At 63.0% G+C, this 17,878-nt stretch carries 18 protein-coding genes; 5 read left to right on the top strand and 13 right to left on the bottom strand.

From position 1 onward, the window contains the following. Positions 1-25: 25 nt before the first annotated feature. Positions 26-478 (top strand): VOC family protein, encoded by a 453-nt coding sequence (locus LNV09_RS22770; protein ID WP_263559355.1) that lies wholly within the window; start codon positions 26-28, stop codon positions 476-478. A 36-nt stretch (positions 479-514) separates the two neighbouring features. Then, positions 515-1,186 (top strand): dienelactone hydrolase family protein, encoded by a 672-nt coding sequence (locus LNV09_RS22775; protein ID WP_263559356.1) that lies wholly within the window; start codon positions 515-517, stop codon positions 1,184-1,186. A gap of 4 nt (positions 1,187-1,190) precedes the next feature. Here the strand turns inward: LNV09_RS22775 and LNV09_RS22780 are convergent, their stop codons facing one another. The 13 genes from LNV09_RS22780 to LNV09_RS22840 form a co-directional block, all read right to left on the bottom strand. Next, entirely contained in the window at positions 1,191-2,105 is a 915-nt protein-coding gene (locus LNV09_RS22780; RefSeq protein WP_263559357.1) for a hydroxymethylglutaryl-CoA lyase, read from the bottom strand. Between the two features lie 79 nt (positions 2,106-2,184). After that, complete coding sequence (locus tag LNV09_RS22785; RefSeq protein ID WP_263559358.1) at positions 2,185-4,185, bottom strand: acetyl-CoA carboxylase biotin carboxylase subunit; 2,001 nt, start codon at positions 4,183-4,185, stop codon at positions 2,185-2,187. Between the two features lie 428 nt (positions 4,186-4,613). Further along, a complete protein-coding gene (locus LNV09_RS22790; protein WP_263559359.1) occupies positions 4,614-5,018 on the bottom strand; it encodes an Ivy family c-type lysozyme inhibitor in 405 nt (134 codons plus the stop codon). A gap of 360 nt (positions 5,019-5,378) precedes the next feature. Beyond that, entirely contained in the window at positions 5,379-6,449 is a 1,071-nt protein-coding gene (gene bioB / locus LNV09_RS22795; protein WP_263559360.1) for a biotin synthase BioB, read from the bottom strand. A 25-nt stretch (positions 6,450-6,474) separates the two neighbouring features. Beyond that, on the bottom strand, positions 6,475-7,176 hold the full coding sequence (gene bioD / locus LNV09_RS22800; protein WP_318023318.1) for a dethiobiotin synthase: 702 nt from the start codon (positions 7,174-7,176) through the stop codon (positions 6,475-6,477). Next, positions 7,176-8,405, bottom strand: coding sequence for an 8-amino-7-oxononanoate synthase (bioF, locus tag LNV09_RS22805; protein ID WP_263559361.1), 1,230 nt, complete (start codon positions 8,403-8,405; stop codon positions 7,176-7,178). Before bioF ends, bioD begins: the two co-directional genes overlap by 1 nt. Further along, positions 8,395-9,831, bottom strand: coding sequence for an aminotransferase class III-fold pyridoxal phosphate-dependent enzyme (locus tag LNV09_RS22810; RefSeq protein WP_263559362.1), 1,437 nt, complete (start codon positions 9,829-9,831; stop codon positions 8,395-8,397). Before LNV09_RS22810 ends, bioF begins: the two co-directional genes overlap by 11 nt. 20 nt (positions 9,832-9,851) lie before the next feature. After that, complete coding sequence (locus LNV09_RS22815; protein WP_263559363.1) at positions 9,852-10,655, bottom strand: enoyl-CoA hydratase/isomerase family protein; 804 nt, start codon at positions 10,653-10,655, stop codon at positions 9,852-9,854. Next, a complete protein-coding gene (locus LNV09_RS22820) occupies positions 10,652-11,869 on the bottom strand; it encodes an alpha/beta hydrolase family protein (RefSeq protein ID WP_263559364.1) in 1,218 nt (405 codons plus the stop codon). Before LNV09_RS22820 ends, LNV09_RS22815 begins: the two co-directional genes overlap by 4 nt. Before the next feature lie 2 nt (positions 11,870-11,871). Further along, positions 11,872-12,432, bottom strand: coding sequence for a GNAT family N-acetyltransferase (locus LNV09_RS22825; RefSeq protein ID WP_263559365.1), 561 nt, complete (start codon positions 12,430-12,432; stop codon positions 11,872-11,874). Positions 12,433-12,442: 10 nt separating this feature from the next. Beyond that, positions 12,443-12,844, bottom strand: a complete 402-nt coding sequence (vapC, locus tag LNV09_RS22830; protein WP_263559366.1) for a type II toxin-antitoxin system VapC family toxin — start codon at positions 12,842-12,844, stop codon at positions 12,443-12,445. Next, positions 12,841-13,101, bottom strand: coding sequence for a type II toxin-antitoxin system VapB family antitoxin (locus LNV09_RS22835; RefSeq protein WP_263559367.1), 261 nt, complete (start codon positions 13,099-13,101; stop codon positions 12,841-12,843). The genes vapC and LNV09_RS22835 overlap by 4 nt, the downstream gene beginning before the upstream one ends. Positions 13,102-13,140: 39 nt before the next feature. Then, positions 13,141-14,763, bottom strand: coding sequence for a carboxyl transferase domain-containing protein (locus LNV09_RS22840; protein WP_263559368.1), 1,623 nt, complete (start codon positions 14,761-14,763; stop codon positions 13,141-13,143). Positions 14,764-14,933: 170 nt separating this feature from the next. On the opposite strand from LNV09_RS22840, the gene LNV09_RS22845 reads away from it, so the two are divergent. The 3 genes from LNV09_RS22845 (at position 14,934) to LNV09_RS22855 (ending at position 17,845) form a co-directional block, all read left to right on the top strand. Continuing rightward, positions 14,934-15,644 (top strand): TetR/AcrR family transcriptional regulator, encoded by a 711-nt coding sequence (locus tag LNV09_RS22845; RefSeq protein ID WP_263559369.1) that lies wholly within the window; start codon positions 14,934-14,936, stop codon positions 15,642-15,644. A 197-nt stretch (positions 15,645-15,841) separates the two neighbouring features. Then, entirely contained in the window at positions 15,842-17,533 is a 1,692-nt protein-coding gene (locus LNV09_RS22850; protein ID WP_263559370.1) for a DUF8189 domain-containing protein, read from the top strand. A gap of 24 nt (positions 17,534-17,557) precedes the next feature. Further along, positions 17,558-17,845, top strand: coding sequence for a protease inhibitor I42 family protein (locus LNV09_RS22855; protein ID WP_263559371.1), 288 nt, complete (start codon positions 17,558-17,560; stop codon positions 17,843-17,845). Positions 17,846-17,878 lie beyond the last annotated feature (33 nt).

Genomic DNA, 17,878 nt, shown 5'->3' on the forward strand with positions numbered 1-17,878 from the left:
CCCCCTTGCAAGAGGAGAAGCGAGTATGAAGTCCCCTCCCGCCGGCTGGCCGCGCCTGAGCAGCACACTGTTTTACGAAGACGCCAACGCGGCGATCGCTTGGCTCGTTGAAGCCTTCGGCTTCGAAATTCAGTTGCTGGTGCCGGGCCCGGACGGCAGCGTCATTCACAGCCAGCTGAGCTTCGGCGAAGCCCTGATCATGGTCGGCGAAGGCGGGGCGCAGCGCCCCCCCAAACTCGGCGTTCCATGCCGAAGCCCCTTGCATACTGCAGCGGCCAATACGCAATGCTTGATGCTCTATGTCGACGACGTTGACAGCCATTGCGCGCAAGCCCGGGCTGCCGGCGCCACCGTCATTGCCGAACCGGCTCTGCACGACTACGGCCCTGAGTACTGGGCCGATCGCAGCTACGGCTGTACCGATCCGGACGGCCATATGTGGTGGTTCACGCAGCGCGTGCGCGACCCGCAGGCCTAGGCGACTCAGACAGGACAGAAAAAGGGAGAAATGACGATGGGACAGATGATCGAATTCCAGCGCCCCGACGGCGCCAACAGCGCCGCCTACTTGGCCGAGGCCGACAGCAGCGAGGGGCTCAAGCGCCCGGGCCTGATCCTGATTCAGGAATGGTGGGGCTTGAACCCGCAGATCTGCGGCGTCGCCGATCGCTTCGCGGCGGCCGGCTTCACCACCTTGGCGCCCGACCTCTACCGTGGCCGCCTGGCCAGCAATGCCGATGAAGCCACGCATCTGAAGAGCGGCCTGGACTTTGCCGACGCCACCCACCAGGACTTGGCCGGCGCCTTCGCCTTCTTGGCCCATCATTGCACCAAGATTGGCGTGACCGGCTTTTGCATGGGCGGCGCGCTGACCATCGCCGCTGCCGTGCACCTGCCAAGCTTAAGCGCGGCGAGTTGCTTTTACGGCATTCCGCCGGCCGAGTTGGCGGACCCAGCGCTGATCAAAATCCCCTTCCAGGGTCACTTTGCCAATATGGACGACTGGATCACACCGGCCGCTGCCGACGCCTTGCAAGCCAAGCTGCCGGCCTCAGCCGAAATACATCGTTATGCCGCAGAACACGGTTTCTTCAACGAGCAGCGCCCCGAGGTCTATGACGCCGCCAGCGCCGACTTGGCCTGGAACCGCACGCTCGCTTTCTTCAACCGGCATCTGCTGGCATGAGTCATCACGCCGCGGCGCGTTTCGCCAGCAGCGCCCGGCCGACTCTTGACACCGGCGGGCGCCCCAGCACGCCGGAGATAAAGGCGCCGGCGTCGACCAGCTTGTCGATGTTGATGCCAGTGTCGATGCCAAGCCCATTGAGCATGAAGACCACATCTTCGGTCGCCACATTGCCGGTCGCGCCCTTGGCATAAGGGCAGCCGCCCAGGCCTGCCACGCTGGCGTCGAAGGTGTGGATGCCCATCTCCAGGCAGGCATAGATATTCGACAAAGCCTGGCCATAGGTGTCATGGAAATGCCCGCTGACCTCGACCAGCGGGTAATGCTTCAAGGCCCGCTCCATCGCCGCCTGAATCTTTCTGGGCGTGCCCACGCCTATGGTGTCGGCCACGCCCAGATGATCAACGCCTATGCCCTTCATCAGCAGCACGACTCGCTCGACCTGGTCCGCGCTGATGTCGCCCTCATAGGGGCAGCCGACCGCGCAAGACAAGGCACCGCGCACCTTGATGCTGGCGGCGTGGGCGGCTGCTACCACCGGGGCGAAGCGCTCAATGCTCTCGGCAATCGAGCAGTTGATGTTCTTTTGGCTGAAGGCCTCGCTAGCCGCCGCGAAGACGACGATCTCGTCCGGGCGGGTGGGCAGAGCGGCCTCCAAACCCTTCAGATTCGGCGTCAGCACTGAGTAGCGCACGCCAGGGTGGCGTTGGATTGCCGCCATCACCGCGGCGTTATCGGCCATTTGCGGCACCCATTTCGGGCTGACGAAACTCGTCACCTCGATCTCGCGCAGGCCGGCCAAATAAAGCATCTCGACCAAAGCCGCCTTGTGCTCGGTGGCAACCAGCACTTTTTCGTTTTGCAAGCCGTCGCGGGGGCCGACGTCGACCAGCGTAACGCGGGAAGGGAGCGTGCTCATGACAAGGACTCCCGCCGGGCCGCCCCAAGGGAGGCCTGCGCCCCCTCGGGGGGCAGAGAACGAAGTGAACGTGGGGGCTTCATTGCGCTGTCTCCAAACGCAGCAGCTCGGCGCCGTCGCCGATCTGATCACCGACAGCGAACAGCAACTCGGCCACCACGCCGTCCCGCGGAGCGCTGATGGTGTGCTCCATCTTCATCGCCTCCATCACCGCCAGCGGCTGACCCTTGGCTACAGCATCACCGACCTGAGCGAGGAAGCCAACCAGCTTGCCCGGCATCGGCGCGGTCAGCCGTCCTCCCTCGGCCGGGCCGCTGCCGGCGCGGGCGATCACGTCGATCTCGACCACCAGGGCCGAGCCGGTCGGCGCAAACACCGCCACCGTTTCGCCCTCGGCATAGGTTTTGACGGTGATGCGCTGTTGGGCCAAGCCGGAGCCCAGCAACAGCTCGTGCGCTTCCAGGCTGGCCGAGTTGGCGGCGAAGGCAATCGCCTCGCCGGCCACGGTGAGTTGCATCCCACCCTGATGATGACGCGACAGCAAGACCTCATGGTGCACGCCGGCGATCTCCAGATCGAAGCGACGCGCCGAGGCGCCGTACATGCGCCAGCCGTCACGTCGGCTCCAGGGGTCGTTGGTCTGCAGTTGGGCCTCGGCCGCCAACTGATGAGCGACGACTGCCGCCGCGCAGGTAGCCAAAGGCAGACCCGGCTGCTCGAACAAGGCCGCGCGCTCGCGCTCGATCAGCGCGGTGTCGAGGTCGGCGCTCGCAAAGGATGCGGTTGCGGCGCAGCGGCGTAAAAACGCCACATTGGTTTGCAGGCCGACAATATGGGTGTCGCGCAGCGCGGCGTCCAGGCGCGCCAGGGCCTCGGCTCGGTCCTCGCCCCAGACGATCAGCTTGGCGACCATCGAGTCGTAAAACGGGCTGATCGCGTCGCCTTCGTCGACGCCGGCATCGATGCGCACATTGCCGCGTTCGAACTTCACATGCGCCGGCCAGCGCGCCACATGCAGCGCGCCGGTGGCGGGCAAGAAACCGGCATCGGGGTTTTCGGCGCAGATGCGCGCCTCGATCGCGTGGCCGGTCATCGTCAACTGTTCTTGCTTCAGCGGCAGCGGCTCGCCCGAGGCGACGCGCAACTGCCACTCGACCAAGTCCTGGCCCGTGATGGCTTCCGTCACCGGATGCTCGACCTGCAGGCGGGTGTTCATTTCCATGAAGTAGAAGCGCCCGTCTTGTTCGCAAATGAACTCGACCGTGCCGGCGCCGCTATAGCCCACCGCCTTGGCCGCCGCCACTGCGGCGCCGCCCATCTGGGCGCGCCGCTCGGCCGTCATCCCCGGCGCAGGCGCTTCTTCCAGCACCTTCTGGTGGCGGCGCTGCACCGAGCAATCGCGCTCGAACAGGTAGACGCAGTCGCCGAAGTTGTCGCCAAAGACCTGGATTTCGATATGGCGTGGGCGCTGCACATAACGCTCGATCAAGACTGCATCATCGCCAAAGCTATTGATCGCCTCGCGCTTGCATGAAGCCAGCGCGGCGTCGAACTCGTCTAGCTGAAAGACAGCGCGCATGCCCTTGCCGCCGCCGCCGGCGCTGGCCTTGATCAGGACAGGGAAGCCGATCCGCTCGGCCTCGGCGCGCAGCAGCGCAGGGTCTTGATCGGCGCCGTGGTAGCCGGGCACCAGCGGCACGCCGGCCGTCTCCATCAGGCGTTTGGATTCGGCCTTCAGGCCCATGGCCTGGATGGCGGCCGATGAAGGGCCGATGAAGGCGATGCCATTGGCAGCGCAGGCGGTGGCGAATTCCGAGTTTTCGCTCAGGAAGCCGTAGCCGGGGTGGACGGCTTCGGCGCCGGTGGCCTTGGCCGCGTCGATGATGCGCTGCCATTGAAGATAGGAGTCGCGCGGGGCGGGGCCGCCGATCAGAATCGCCTCGTCGCAGGCCTGCACATGCTTGGCTTTGGCGTCGGCTTCGGAGTAGACGGCGACGGTTTTGATGCCCATGCGGCGGGCGGTGGCCGCGACTCGGCAGGCGATTTCGCCACGGTTAGCGATGAGGATTTTCTTGAACATGTTGTTTGTCTCCAGTCTCGTGAACTTTGAACTCTTACTTTTACTTCCAGGGTCTCTGGGAGGGCCGCAATATCTTCATTTCATTCATGCGCTGCGGACCGCCCGGGCTTCGCTGGCACATCACCATCTCTCAAAGACCGTGCCGGGATTTCGCCCCGGCGGGCGACCTTCTTTCTTGGGCGTCCAAGAAAGAAGGCAAAGAAACCGCCCCGAATGCCAGGCCCCTTCGGGGTCCGCTGCGGTGCTCGGCTTTGCCGGGCCGCGCCCAACTCACTGCGCTACGCTCCGTTCAAACAAGGGGCGCGAAGCCAGTCCTTGATGGCGCTTCGCGCCGCCCGACAAATCCTGCGCTCCTCACCCAGGCAACACGGGGAACCCCGAAATACCGTCACGCCTCGCTGCGCATCGGATGGAGCGCTCATTTGAATCTACCTCGACGAAAACTGCTTCTCATAGTAGGACTCAAGCTCAGATTTAATTCCAGCTGACGGCGCGCCTATCAGTACGGTCGTACCCGACTCTTCTCGCAACTTGGCATATACGCGCTTCGTTGCCTTGCCGTACGCGATCGCGATGTTGTCCGTGTCGCAAGCATGCGGCTTGCAGGAACTGAGCAACAAAAACTCTTCGCCGCCGATCACCTTGTGTACCGCCTCGTTGCTCGGGCCGGGCAATTTAGTCAGCCATTTCTCTTGCACCTTTGATCCAAGCGCCTCTAAATAAGCCGACTTGAAGTCAGGCTGTTTGAGCAAATCCCAAGCGTGCTGCGCATCCGCTGACTGAGCGGCACTACAAAAGACAAAGATCAAACCTGAAACAAAACTGATCTTCATCTGTGTAGCTTCAACATTGGGTCGAACGAACGCGCCAGGCCCTGGAGTCCAAACCGATGCGCAGCGAGGCGTGTCGGTATTTCGGGGGTCCCCTTCTGCATGGGCGAGGAGCGGAAGGTTTGCCGGGCGTCGCGGAGCGACTTCAAAGACTGAATTCGCGCCCCTTGTTTGAACGCAGCGTAGCGAAGTGAGTTGGGCGCGGCCCGGCGAACCTGAGCATCCGAGCGGACCCGCAGGGCCATGCGGCAGGGGCGGTTTCTTTGCCTTCTTTCTTGGCCGCCCAAGAAAGAAGGTCGCCTGCCGGGGCGAACTCCCGGCATCGGTCTCTGCAGAACAGCAACGCCCATGACCCGTGAAAGCTCAGTGCGAGTGGCAACTCACCTTGCCGCAACCATCCTCAGCAGCAGCCTGCGGCACCAACTTCTCCTCGGTAGCGCACCGCATCCCCAGCCGATCCAGCAACGCCCTGTCCTTCTCCGCCTGCGGATTGCTCGTCGTCAGCAACTTGTCGCCATAGAACATCGAATTCGCACCCGCCAGGAAGCACAGCGCCTGCATGCTCTCCGGCATCTCCTCGCGCCCGGCCGACAAGCGCACCATCGCACGCGGCATCGTGATCCGCGCCACCGCAATCGAACGGATGAACTCGAAGGGATCGAGCGCCTCAGCGTCGGCCAAAGGCGTGCCCTCGACCTTGACCAAGTTATTGATAGGCACCGATTCCGGATACGGATTCAGATTGGCCAACTGCACGATCAAGCCAGCCCGCTGACCGCGCGTCTCGCCCAGCCCAACAATACCGCCCGAGCAAACCTTGAGCCCCACATTGCGCACCCGGTCCAGCGTGTCCAAGCGGTCCTGATAGGTGCGGGTGGTGATGATCTGCCCATAGAACTCAGGCGAGGTATCCAGATTGTGGTTGTAGTAGTCAAGACCTGCCTCGGCCAGCTGCTCAGCCTGGCCGTCACCCAACATGCCGGCGGTCAAGCAAGTCTCCAGCCCCATCGCCTTGACCTCCTTGACCATCTCGCCAATGGCTTCCAAGTGACGCGGCTTGGGCGAACGCCAAGCGGCACCCATGCAAAATCGCGTCGCGCCATTGGCCTTGGCTGCACGTGCCGCCTCCAGCACTTCTTGCAGTGGGATCAGCTTCTCGGCCTTCAGGCCGGTATCGAAATGCGCCGATTGCGGGCAGTAAGCGCAGTCTTCCTCGCAGCCGCCGGTTTTGATCGACAGCAGCGTGGACAGTTGCACTGCATTGGCATCGAAGTTCTCGCGGTGCACCTGCTGGGCGCGGAACATCAGGTCATTGAACGGCAGGTCATAAAGCGCCACGACTTCTTTGACCGTCCAGGTCTTGTCACTGCGGCGCTCGGCGTCGGTGGTCGGCGTCAGCGACTGGATTTGATTGACGGTTTGGGAGTGGGTCATAGCGAGCGATTCCGAAAAGAACTTATTACAAAGAAGACGATGCGGCCTGCGTGAGCAAGAGCGCGTGATTCAAATGGGCGGCAACGGCCGCAGGAGTTGGGTTTTCCAAGCGAGGCACATGGCCCCAGCAAGGCGCATCCAGCGATGCGCTCAGCGCGGCCAGATTGTCGGTCAGATGCGGCATGTCGGCGTCCACCGTATTGGCCACCCAAGCGATGAGCTTCAAACCGCGAGCGCGCACGGCCTCGGCGGTCAGCAGCGCATGGTTGATGCAGCCCAGGCGTAGGCCGACGACGAGCACGACCGGCAGGCCCAGGTCAACAGCGAGATCGGCGGTATCCCAGCCTTCACACAAAGGCACCCGAAAGCCACCGACGCCTTCGACCAGCGCCATTTGGCCCAAGTCGGCGCTGGCGCGAATCGCGGCCAGCAAAGGTGCGCGGTCAATGCTGCGACCCTCCAAGGCTGCGGCGATATGCGGCGCGCAGGCGGCGCGAAATTGCAGCGGGCCGACCTGCTCCGGCGTCATGCCAATAGTTTGAGCGGCGTGCAGACGCTGCACGTCCTCGTTGACCCATTGGCCGTCCAGCAGGTCTTGCCCGGCCGCCAGCGGCTTGATCGGGGCCACCCGCAGGCCCGCCTGCGTGAAGGCCTCAGTCAACCCGGCGGTGATGCAGGTCTTGCCGACCTCGGTGTCGGTGCCGGTGATGAAAAAGCCCTTCATCATCAAATGCCTGCCTTGTCCATGTCGGCGGCCGCCGCCGCCAAGGCTTGCAAGAGCTGCGCCACATCGGCCTCGGTATGCGTGGCGCACAAGGTGATGCGCAGCCGCGCCTCGCCGGCCGGCACAGTAGGCGGGCGTATGCCGGGCACGCGCAGACCTTCGCGCTCAAGCCTGGCGGCCAGCGCCATCACCTCGGCATTGCCGCCAATGATCAGCGGCTGCACCGGAGTGTCGGACGGCGCCAGACGCCAACCCAAGGCCGGGTGCTGCGCCAACATCGCTTCGATGCCGACGCGCAACTGCGCTTGCAGGCGGCGCAAATTGGCACGGCGCTCGGCGCCCAGCTCGCTGTCGATCAAGGCCAAGCTGGTCAGCAAGGCGTGCTCGACGGCCGGCGGCGAAGCGGTCGAAAAAATGTAGTTGCGGGCGGCTTGCAGCAGGTAGTCGGTGATGGTGGCGTGGGCGACCACAAACGCGCCGGCCAGACCGGCCGCTTTGCCCAGCGTGCCGACCAGAATCAAGCGTTCGCTGCGCAAATTGAAATGTTCCAACGAGCCTCGGCCGCGCTCGCCCAGGACGCCAAAGCCATGCGCGTCGTCGACGATCAACCAGGCGTCGAATTCTTCGGCCAGCGCCAGCAGCTCCGGCAGCGGCGCCAGATCGCCGTCCATGCTGAAGACCGCATCGGTGACGATCAGCTTGACCTTGGCTTGACTGGCCGACAGCAGACTGCGCAGCTGAGCCACATCGGCATGTGCATAACGCGTCACTTGTGCGCGCGCGAGCCGGCTGCCGTCGATCAGCGAGGCATGGTTCCAAGCTTCCGAAAAGATCTCGGTGTGCTCGTCGCCCAATGCGGTGACGACGGCCAGATTGGCCATATAGCCGGTGCAAAAGCCCAGCGCCTTGGCCTCGGGGATATGCGGCGCCATCCAAGCGGCCAAGGTCTCGGCAACCTGCTCATGGGCCCGGCTGTGGCCGCTGATCAAGGGCGAGGCGCCGGAGCCGCCGCCGTAAATCATCGCGCCTTCGATCAAGGCGGCGGTGATCTGCGGCTCGGCCGCCAGGCCCAGATAGTCGTTCGAGCAGAACATCAACAGCTCACGCGTGCGGCCGTCTGCGCCACGCACCTGCTGGCGCGGCGCAGTCGGGCTCTCGGCTTGACGCAGAAAACGGGTCAGGCTTTGCGCCTCGATGTCGGCCAGTTTGGCGTTCAGATGGTCAAGCAACATGGGCGTCGTCCTCCGCGGCTATGCCCTTGTTCATCGGCTGAGCCAAGACTTCGTCAAGCGTCAAGTTCACTGCTCGCGCCAGGAAGGACGCAATCTCGGCATCGACCACATAGGGCGGCATCAGATAGACCGTGTTGCCGATCGGGCGAATCAAGAGCTGATGCGCACGCGCGGCCAGATGGAAACGCTCGGCGAAGCGCAGGCCGGCGTCTTGCACATCAAAGGCCAAGACCATGCCGAGCTGGCGCAGATGCGCGACGCGCGGGTGCACAGCCAGCGGCGCGAAAGACTCCGCCAACAAGCGCGCCTGCGCCGCATTGCGTTCAAGCTGGCCCGCATCGAAGCGATCCAGTACCGCGTTCGCCGCCGCACAGGCCAGCGCATTGCCGGTATAGGAATGCGAGTGCAAAAAGCCGCGCGTCACGTCCTCGCTCCAAAAGGCCTGGAACACCGCCTCGGTCGTCAGCACCAGCGACAGCGGCAGCGTGCCGCCGGTGATGCCCTTGGACAGCAGGATGAAATCGGGCCAGAGCTGTTGGCCCCCACGCTCGCGGGTACACGCGCTGCCCCCCGAGGGGGCGTCGCCAGCTTGGGGCGGCCCGGCACTGGCTAGGTCCTCAATAAAGGTCTGCTCCCACGCGAAGAAGCTGCCGGTGCGCCCGCAACCCATCGCGATCTCGTCGACGATCAGATGCACCTCAAACTCCGTACAAAGCTTGCGCAAGGCCCGCAGGTAGCCGGCCGAATACATCACCATGCCCGCAGCGCCCTGCACCAACGGCTCGACGATGACGGCGGCGATCGTGGCGCTGCGCTCGGCCAGCAAGTCGCGCATCGCAGTCAGCGCGGCGGCTTCGTTGGCCAGACGGCTGTCGGGTGACATCACGATATGCGCGCGCATCAGCAGCGGGTCATAAGCATCGCGGAACACCGCCACATCGGTGACGGCCAGTGCGCCTATGGTTTCGCCGTGGTAGCCGTTCTTCAGGCACACGAACTCGCGCTTGTCACCCCGCCCCAGATTGCGCCAGCTGTGAAAGCTCTGCTTGAGCGCAATCTCGACCGCACTGGCGCCGTCGCTGCCGAAGAAGACATGTCCTAACGCTCCGCCTGTGCGCGCACTCAAGCGCTCGGCCAGGCGCACCGCCGGCGCATGGGTGCAGCCGGCCAGCATCACATGCGGCAAGGTGTCGAGTTGCTGCTTGATGGCGTCATTGAGGCCAGCGTCGGCGTGGCCGAACAGATTGACCCACCAGCTGCTGTTGGCGTCGAAATAGCGCGCGCCGTCAAAGTCATACAGCCAAGGGCCGGCGCCGCGCGCAATGGCCAAGGGCGGCACCATCGCCGCGCGCGCCATCTGCGTGCAAGGGTGCCAGACGGCGGCCAGGCTGCGCTGCTGCCAGTCTTTTTGAGTAGAAATCGTCATCTGAAGTAGTGATCGGGACTTCAGGCCAGCCAGGCTGGCCGGCTCTTGTTCAAAAAACTCTGCACACCCTCGCGGCCCTCGGCGCTGGCGCGAATGTCTGCAATGCGGCGGGCAGTGTCGTCGCGCAGCGCGGGCGTGATGTGCTTATCAGCGATGTCCTGCACCAGACGCTTGCAAGCGCGTACCGCTTGCGGTCCATTGGTGGCGATGGCCGAAGCGATCGCCACCACCTTCTCGTCCAAGCTCTCGGCCGTGGCCAGTTCATGCACCAGACCCAGTCGATGCGCTTCGGCGGCGCTGAAACGTTCAGCCGTCAGAAAGTAGCGCCTTGAGGCCTGCTCGCCCAAGGCTCGCACGACATATGGGCCGATGGTCGCTGGCAGCAAACCCAGCTTGGCTTCGGACAGGCAAAAGCCCGCCGACTCGACCGCCACCACCACATCGCATACCGACACCAGGCCGACGCCGCCGGCATAGGCATCGCCTTGTACGCGGGCGATCACGGGCACCGGGCAGCTATAAATCGTCCACAGCATTTCGGCCAGCAGCGCCGCGTCGGCGTGGTTCTGCTCCCAACTGAAATGGGCCATCGCCTTCATCCAATTGAGGTCGGCGCCGGCGCAAAAGGCCTTGCCCTCGGCGGCCAGCACGATCGCGCGCAGGGTCGGGTCTTGCCCTAGCTCGGCGAAGGCGGCGGTCAGCTCGGCGATCACCACTTCATTGAAGGCATTGCGCACCTCGGGGCGGTTCAGGCTGACGCAGGCGATATGCGGCCCAAGTGCATCGCGTTGCACCCGTATCGTTTGATAGTTACTGCTGTTCATTGGGGTCTCCAGACCACTTTGTCATCGACGGCATAAAAACTGCACGGTTTGCCCTTGCGTCTTTGGCAAAAACCTAGGGCGCGGGACAAGACATCTTCACCGCTGGCATAGCCAAACTCACCATCGCTATTGAGCGCAAAGGCCCGCGGCGGCTTGGCCAGCAAAAACTTCTTGTAACTCTCCTGAGCGGCAAATGAACTCAGCGGCAGCGCCTCCACATCGGTCAGCGGCGCGAAGTCAGTACTGGGCGGCGCCTTCATGATGCCGGGCTGAGTAAAGCCTTGCTGAGTCAGAAACTCATCGACCAAGGGCTGCCAGACATCGTTGGCCGCTGCGAACAGGCGGTGCCCGTCATCGCCGATGGCAGGCAAGAGCCGGTAGTCCACCAAACCGCCGCCGCTGCGGTAGGCCTCGGCCCAAGCGCGGCTGTGGTGTGGCGCGAAGTACATATCGTTCTCGGTGTAGATCCACAACGTCGGCGTTGGTGCGTCGGCAGTGGCATTGGCATTGGCATTGGCATTGAGTTCGCCATAGTGTTTGAACAGTCGTTTTAACTTCATCGACTGGCAAGGCTCACCGCGGTGTTCGGTCGGGCTGCCGCCGTGGCCACCGGCGAAATTGATCGCCGCCATCAAACCGGCGGGCCGCGAAGCCGCCGCTGCCACAGTCGCAATGCCACCGACCGACTGACCGACCAAAACCAGTCGGCTGCCATCAATATCGGGCTGTGCGGCCATGGCCTGAGCCACCGCGATGATTTGTTGCGCGGCCGCGATCAGCGCCGGCCCATAAAGGGCCTTGTCACAACTTTGGCTGCTCTCCGGATCTCCTAGGGCAGCTAACTCGCCATAGCCCAGGCGCAACGGCGCCGCCACGGCAAAGCCCTTGCGGACAAAAAAGCGCGCCGCCGATTCAAAGCGCTGGCGCCCATATTCGCTGCGTTTATCACTGCTGCGGCCATGACTGATGATGAGCAGGGGAAACGGCCCCGGCCCATTCGGCTTGAAGGTGGTCACGAGCAAATTCCCTGCCACGTCGCGCCCATAAGCATCTTGCACGGTGACAGGCACACGCAGCACCGCCTCGCGAATGTCTTTGTGCAGCGTGGCCGGGTCGACCGCCGACTCAGCCCTTGCCGTACCGCCAAATAGCCCGAAGGCAGCGAGCAAGGCCCATGCACTGGCGCGCGCCGCGCGAAGAAGGTTCGCCGCCATGATCAACTGCGCGACGCCAATTGAGGCGCCAAGGTTTTGACCATCAGGACGCTGGCGTAGTTCTTACCCTCCCATTGGATCTCGCACATCGGCACATAGCCGCTGCCGGCATAGCGACGCTGCAGATGCTCGGCCGGCCGGGCGGTATCAAGCGCGACATGGGCCATGCCCTGCGCGCCGGCCCAGGCCTCGGCGGCCTGCATCAGGCGCGCGCCCAAACCCTGACCCTGGCACTGCGGGTCCACCGCGAATTGCGACAAGATGGCGGTGTCGGCGCGGGTGTACCAGGGGGTATCGAGGTACCAGGCATCGACGCCGGGGCGATAAGGTCCGCGCACCATCACCGTGCCGACCATGGTCTCGCCATGCAGCGCGACCAGGCAATGCCCGGCCATGACTCGCTTGGCAGTGACTTCAACGCTTTGGTCAACGCCGGTGAAGTTCCAGCCCTGTGCGCCCAACGAGGCATAGGCCTTGTGCAGCAAGGCGGTCAACTCGCTCAGGCAGTCGCTAGGCGCCAAGGCACGAATCGAAATGGGCTGGCCGGCTATAGGCGTCTTCATGAGGAGCACTTCAATGTTTCCAGACCTTCAAGCCGCGCAAAGATTCCATCGCGTCATAGTCGCGGTCTGAATGCAGCAAAGCATAGTCGTTCTCGATGCAAAAGCTGGCTTGCAAAACGTCGACAGGGCTGTTGACGGTGAAGCCGCCGGCGCGCAGAGCACGGTAATGCTCGGCGGCGTGCAAGGCACTTTGCTCGCCGCCAATCTCCACCACATCGAGTGCCGCCAGGGCTCGCCTGGCGGCCAGATAGTCGCGCTCATCACGGAAGCCGCGCAAGACCTCAAACAGCACCAGATCGGCCAGCGCCAAGGGCGCACTGGCGTCCTCCAGCAAGTCGCTCAAACGGCGTACGCCGACAGTGTCGCGGCCGTTGAAAAAGTCAATCCAAACCGAGGAGTCCACCAGAATCATCGCGGGCCAGACTCCGTCGCTCGCGCATCATCTGGCCGCGCGTGATAGGGGCCAGCAGGCTCGTTCAAGATAAGTTCGGCGGCCCGGGGCGCATCGTCCCAGCGCAGCTTGCCACGCAGGGCCAAGATCTCGCGGTAGGCCGCCTGACGCGCCAACAAGCGCAAGCCCGCCTCGACCGCGTCTTTCTTGGTCTTGAAGGCGCCCGACTTCATCGCTTGATCCATCAACTCATCATTGATTTCAATATTTGTACGCATGATGTGTACCAAATTGTAAGTTTGCGCTCATTTTACACATTACATCCTGAATACACCAAACTTGGTCTCAGCAATCGGCGCGTTGAGGGCGGCACTCAGCCCGAGAGCCAACACACGACGCGTATCCGACGGGTCGATCACACCGTCATCCCACAGACGGGCGCTGGCGTAATAGGGGTGACCCTGGTCTTCGTACTGCTGACGAATCGGCGCCTTGAAGGCCTCTTCTTCGTCGGCCGTCCAGCTGCCGCCCTTGCCTTCGATGCCGTCACGCTTGACCGTCGCCAACACCGAAGCGGCCTGCTCGCCGCCCATCACCGAGATGCGCGCGTTCGGCCACATCCACAAGAAGCGCGGCGAGAAGGCGCGACCGCACATACCGTAGTTACCGGCACCAAAGCTGCCGCCAATGATGATGGTGAACTTGGGCACCTGAGCGCAGGCGACCGCCGTCACCATCTTGGCACCGGCGCGGGCAATGCCTTCGTTTTCGTACTTACGCCCGACCATGAAGCCGGTGATGTTCTGCAAGAACACCAAGGGGATCTTGCGCTGGCAGCACAGCTCGATGAAATGCGCGCCCTTGTTGGCACTCTCGGTGAACAAGATGCCGTTGTTGGCGACGATGCCGACCGGCATGCCCTCGATATGCGCGAAGCCGCAAACCAGGGTGGCGCCGTAGCGGGCCTTGAATTCTTCGAACTCGCTTCCGTCCACGACGCGGGCAATCACCTCACGCACATCAAATGGCTTGCGGGTGTCGGTCGGGATCACCCCGTGCAGTTCCTCGGCATCAAACAAGGGCGGGCGCGGCGCCTGCATCAACAATTGTGAGTCTTTGCGCCAGTTCAGGCCGGCCACGGCCTGGCGCGCGATGGCCAGCGCATGGGTGTCGTTATTGGCCAGATGGTCGGCCACACCGGACAGGCGCGTGTGAACATCACCGCCGCCCAAGTCTTCCGCGGTGACGACCTCACCGGTGGCGGCCTTCACCAGCGGCGGGCCGCCCAGGAAGATCGTGCCCTGGTTCTTGACGATGATGGTCTCGTCGCTCATCGCGGGCACATAGGCGCCGCCTGCCGTGCAAGAACCCATCACCACGGCGATCTGCGGAATGCCGGCGGCCGACAAATTGGCTTGGTTGAAGAAGATGCGGCCGAAGTGATCACGGTCCGGGAACACATCGTCCTGATTGGGCAAATTAGCGCCGCCTGAGTCAACCAGATAGACGCAGGGCAGGCGGTTTTGCGCCGCGATCTCTTGTGCGCGCAGATGCTTTTTGACCGTGATCGGGTAATAAGTGCCGCCCTTCACCGTCGCATCGTTGCAGACGATCATGCAGTCGACGCCGGCCACGCGGCCGATGCCAGCGATGATGCTGCCGCCGGGGGCTGCGCCAACACCAGCCTTGTCCAGATACATATTCAAACCGGCCAGCGGCGCCAATTCCAGAAACGGCGTGCCGGGGTCCAAGAGCATTTCAACCCGATCCCGCGGCAGCAATTTGCCGCGCGCCAAATGCTTGGCACGCGCAGCCTCGCCACCCCCCTGCGCAATTTTCTCCAGGTGCGTATTCAGATCATCCAGCAGGCAGCGCATGACCTCGGCATTGGACTTGAAATCGGCGGAACGGGCATTGAGCTTGCTGCTGAGTGCGGGCATGGTGTCTCCAAAAGCGCCGAACTCAAACTTAAATGAGTTCAGCTCACAAAATTCTTGAACAGGCCGCACATCAATCTAGACCGATGCGCGAAGGCCGAAGAATAAGCCAGCACTGCGGCAGACGCAAGTAAGACTTGAGCTTTACTCAATTTATGCGCAAAATGGCTGCCGTGACGACTCCATCAGCCTCCACACTCGCCCCGCAACGCCGCGCGCCAGCCGGCGCCAAGGCCGAGCAGCGCGTGCGCGACATTTTGCGCGTTGGCCGCGAAGTACTGGCCGAGCGCGGCTTTGAGCGCGCCACCACCACCGAGATCGCGCAGCGCCTGGGCATCTCTGAGGCCACCGTGTTCACCTACTTCCGCGGCAAGCGTGAGTTGTGCATGCGGGTGATTGGCGACTGGTATGACGAGATCATCGCGGCCATCGAGTCCGGCCTGCCGCGCTCGGCACCGGTGCGTGTGCAACTGGAGTTCATGGTGCACACGCATTTGCGACTGTTCCTGATACAAGGCACCGGCCTGTGCGCGCTGGTGCTGTCGGAGGGCCGCACCAAGGGCGACGCCGGGCAGGAACTGGGCGAAGCCTTCGTCGCGTTGCAGCGTCGCTACACCGCACCCTTGATGGACCTGCTGGCGCGAGGCCAAGCCAGCGGCGAGGTACGTGCTGATATCTCTTTGCGCTTGCTGCGCTCGCTGGTGTTTGGGCCGATGGAGCATATGTTGTGGGAGGTCATCAATGCCGGGCGCCAAATCGACATCGACGCCAGTGCCCGTGATCTGGTCGCCCTGCTCTGGCCGGCCCTGCAAGCGCCCGATCAGGAGTTGCTCAGCCTGCGCCGCTTGCGCGAGGATTTGAGCCTTGCCTTGGATCGAAGCTGAGCCAAGCTTGGATCCACAAAAGCGCCTGCGATTATGGCCGCCAGGGGCTGCTTGCAAAGCTTCAAGCACAGGCCCGACAAGCTAGGGGGCGGGTGTTTTATTTGAAGAAAAACCGCCTAGTGTGAAAGAGCCTAAGGTCACGATGCCCTCAAAAGTACGTAGACCCAAAGGCTCAATCCACCACTGGGAGTCTTCAAATGCCCTTACTTGACATCAACACCCTTTCAAAAAGTCTGACCCAGGCGAAAGCGCGCTGGACCCCCAGGCAAACTCCTCACTCGCTGCTCAGTGACGAGCAAAAGATGGCCCTGCTGGGTGTCATATTCAGCAAGGTGGAATTGGACGCGGCGGCCGCGCCCGTCCCAAGCAGCAAGGCCGCACCAGCCTTCGCGCCGGCGGTGGACTGGCGCAACCGCAACGGCAATCACGTCACCTCGGTGAAGGACCAAAAAAACTGCGGCTCCTGCGTGTCCTTTTGCTGCACCGCCTTGGTTGAATCGATGGCCTCGATCGAGAAAGGCCAGTTGCTCAATTTGTCAGAAGCAGATTCACATTTTTGCTCATCCCACGGCGCCAGCTGCGGCGGCTGGAATGCCAATGACTGCCTGGAACAAATCAAGGTTCGCGGTGTTGTGCCGGACAACCTTTTCCCCTATATGGCCGCGTTTGAAAACCCGCCACAAAGCTCGCCCACGCCGCCCCGCTATTGGATCCCGCACGCCGGCAACATCCCCAACCGCGCGGCGTCCGCCATCAAGATCAGCTCGCACGGCCTGCTCAACAGCATCGTGGACCGCAAGAACTACCTCAGCAATGTCGGGCCCTGTTCCGCTTCTTTTGACGTCTACGACGACTTCTTCTCCTATGGCAGCGGCGTCTATCACCATGTTTCCGGGAACTATGTCGGGGGCCACTGTGTGCAGGTGATCGGCTACTCCGAGGCCGAACAATGCTGGATCTGCAAGAACTCCTGGGACACCACCTTCGGCAATGCCGGCTTCTTCAAGATTGGCTATGGCGAATGCAAATTCGACACCTATCCCTTTGCCACAGCACAAGGCGTTGTGCTGCCTCAGCCCGCGGCCGGCTGGCATGGCTACGAAAGCCTGGGCGGCATCATAACGTCCAAGCCAAGCGCCACCTCCTGGGCCGCCAACCGCATCGATGTGGTCGCGCGCGGCACCGACTCGGCCACCTACCACCGCTGGTGGGACGGCAGCAATTGGCAAGGCTGGGAGAGCTTGGGCGGCAGCATTCAGAGTGCGCCGGCCATTTGTTCATGGAGCCCAGGGCGGCTGGACATCTTTGCCGTCGGCACCGATCACCGGATGTATCACAAATGGTTCCAAGGTGGTTGGAGCGCCTGGGAAAGCTTAGGGGGCCAGTTCTCCTCCGACCCTTGTGCAGTGTCCTGGGGGCCCAACCGCATTGATTTGTTCGCCCGCGGCATGGACTCGGCGATGTATCACATGTGGTGGGACGGCGCCCATTGGGGCGGTTGGGAAAGCCTCGGCGGCGTGCTCGCCTCCGGACCTGCCGTGTCCTCCTGGAGCGCCAACCGGCTCGACTGCTTTGTCAAAGGCACGGACAGCAAGCTCTTCCACAAATGGTGGGACGGCAACAGCTGGAGCGGCTGGGAAAACCTCGGCGGCTATGTCGGCGGCGAGCCAGGTGCCGAGTCCTGGGGGCCGAACCGCATCGACGTGTTCTACCCCGGCGCCAGCTTCCATATGATGCACAAATGGTGGGACGGGCGCAGTTGGAGCGGTGAGGAAGACCTGGGCGGCGTACTCAGCTCCGGCGTTGGCGTCAGCTCTTGGGCGCCGGGACGCTTGGATTGCTTTGTCGAAGGCACGGACTCGGCGATGTATCACAAATGGTATGCATAGGCCTGTGGGCCAGGACGACATTCAATGGAAAAACTGCAGCTCAAGGTCGCCCTGGGCGCAAGCTTTGAGGTGGAGCTGGGCTCGGGCGCCAGCACCGGCTATAGGTGGGAGTTGCTTGAACCGCACGACCACATAGTCCTGCTGGGGACAAGCTTTCGCCAGCAAGCCGGCGCTGCCATCGGCGATGGTGGCAGCCAGGTGTTCGAGTTACAGGCACAAAAGCTTGGGGCCCTGCAATTGCACTTCGTGCGCAAACGGCGCTGGGAGCAGCAAGCCATTGACAGCCAGGTGGTTGACCTCACTGTGGCTTGAGCGTCGGCAGAGTTGGCAGCTCATTCGCCGCGC

The organism is Paucibacter sp. B2R-40 (assembly GCF_025717555.1).
Taxonomy (GTDB): domain Bacteria; phylum Pseudomonadota; class Gammaproteobacteria; order Burkholderiales; family Burkholderiaceae_C; genus Paucibacter_A.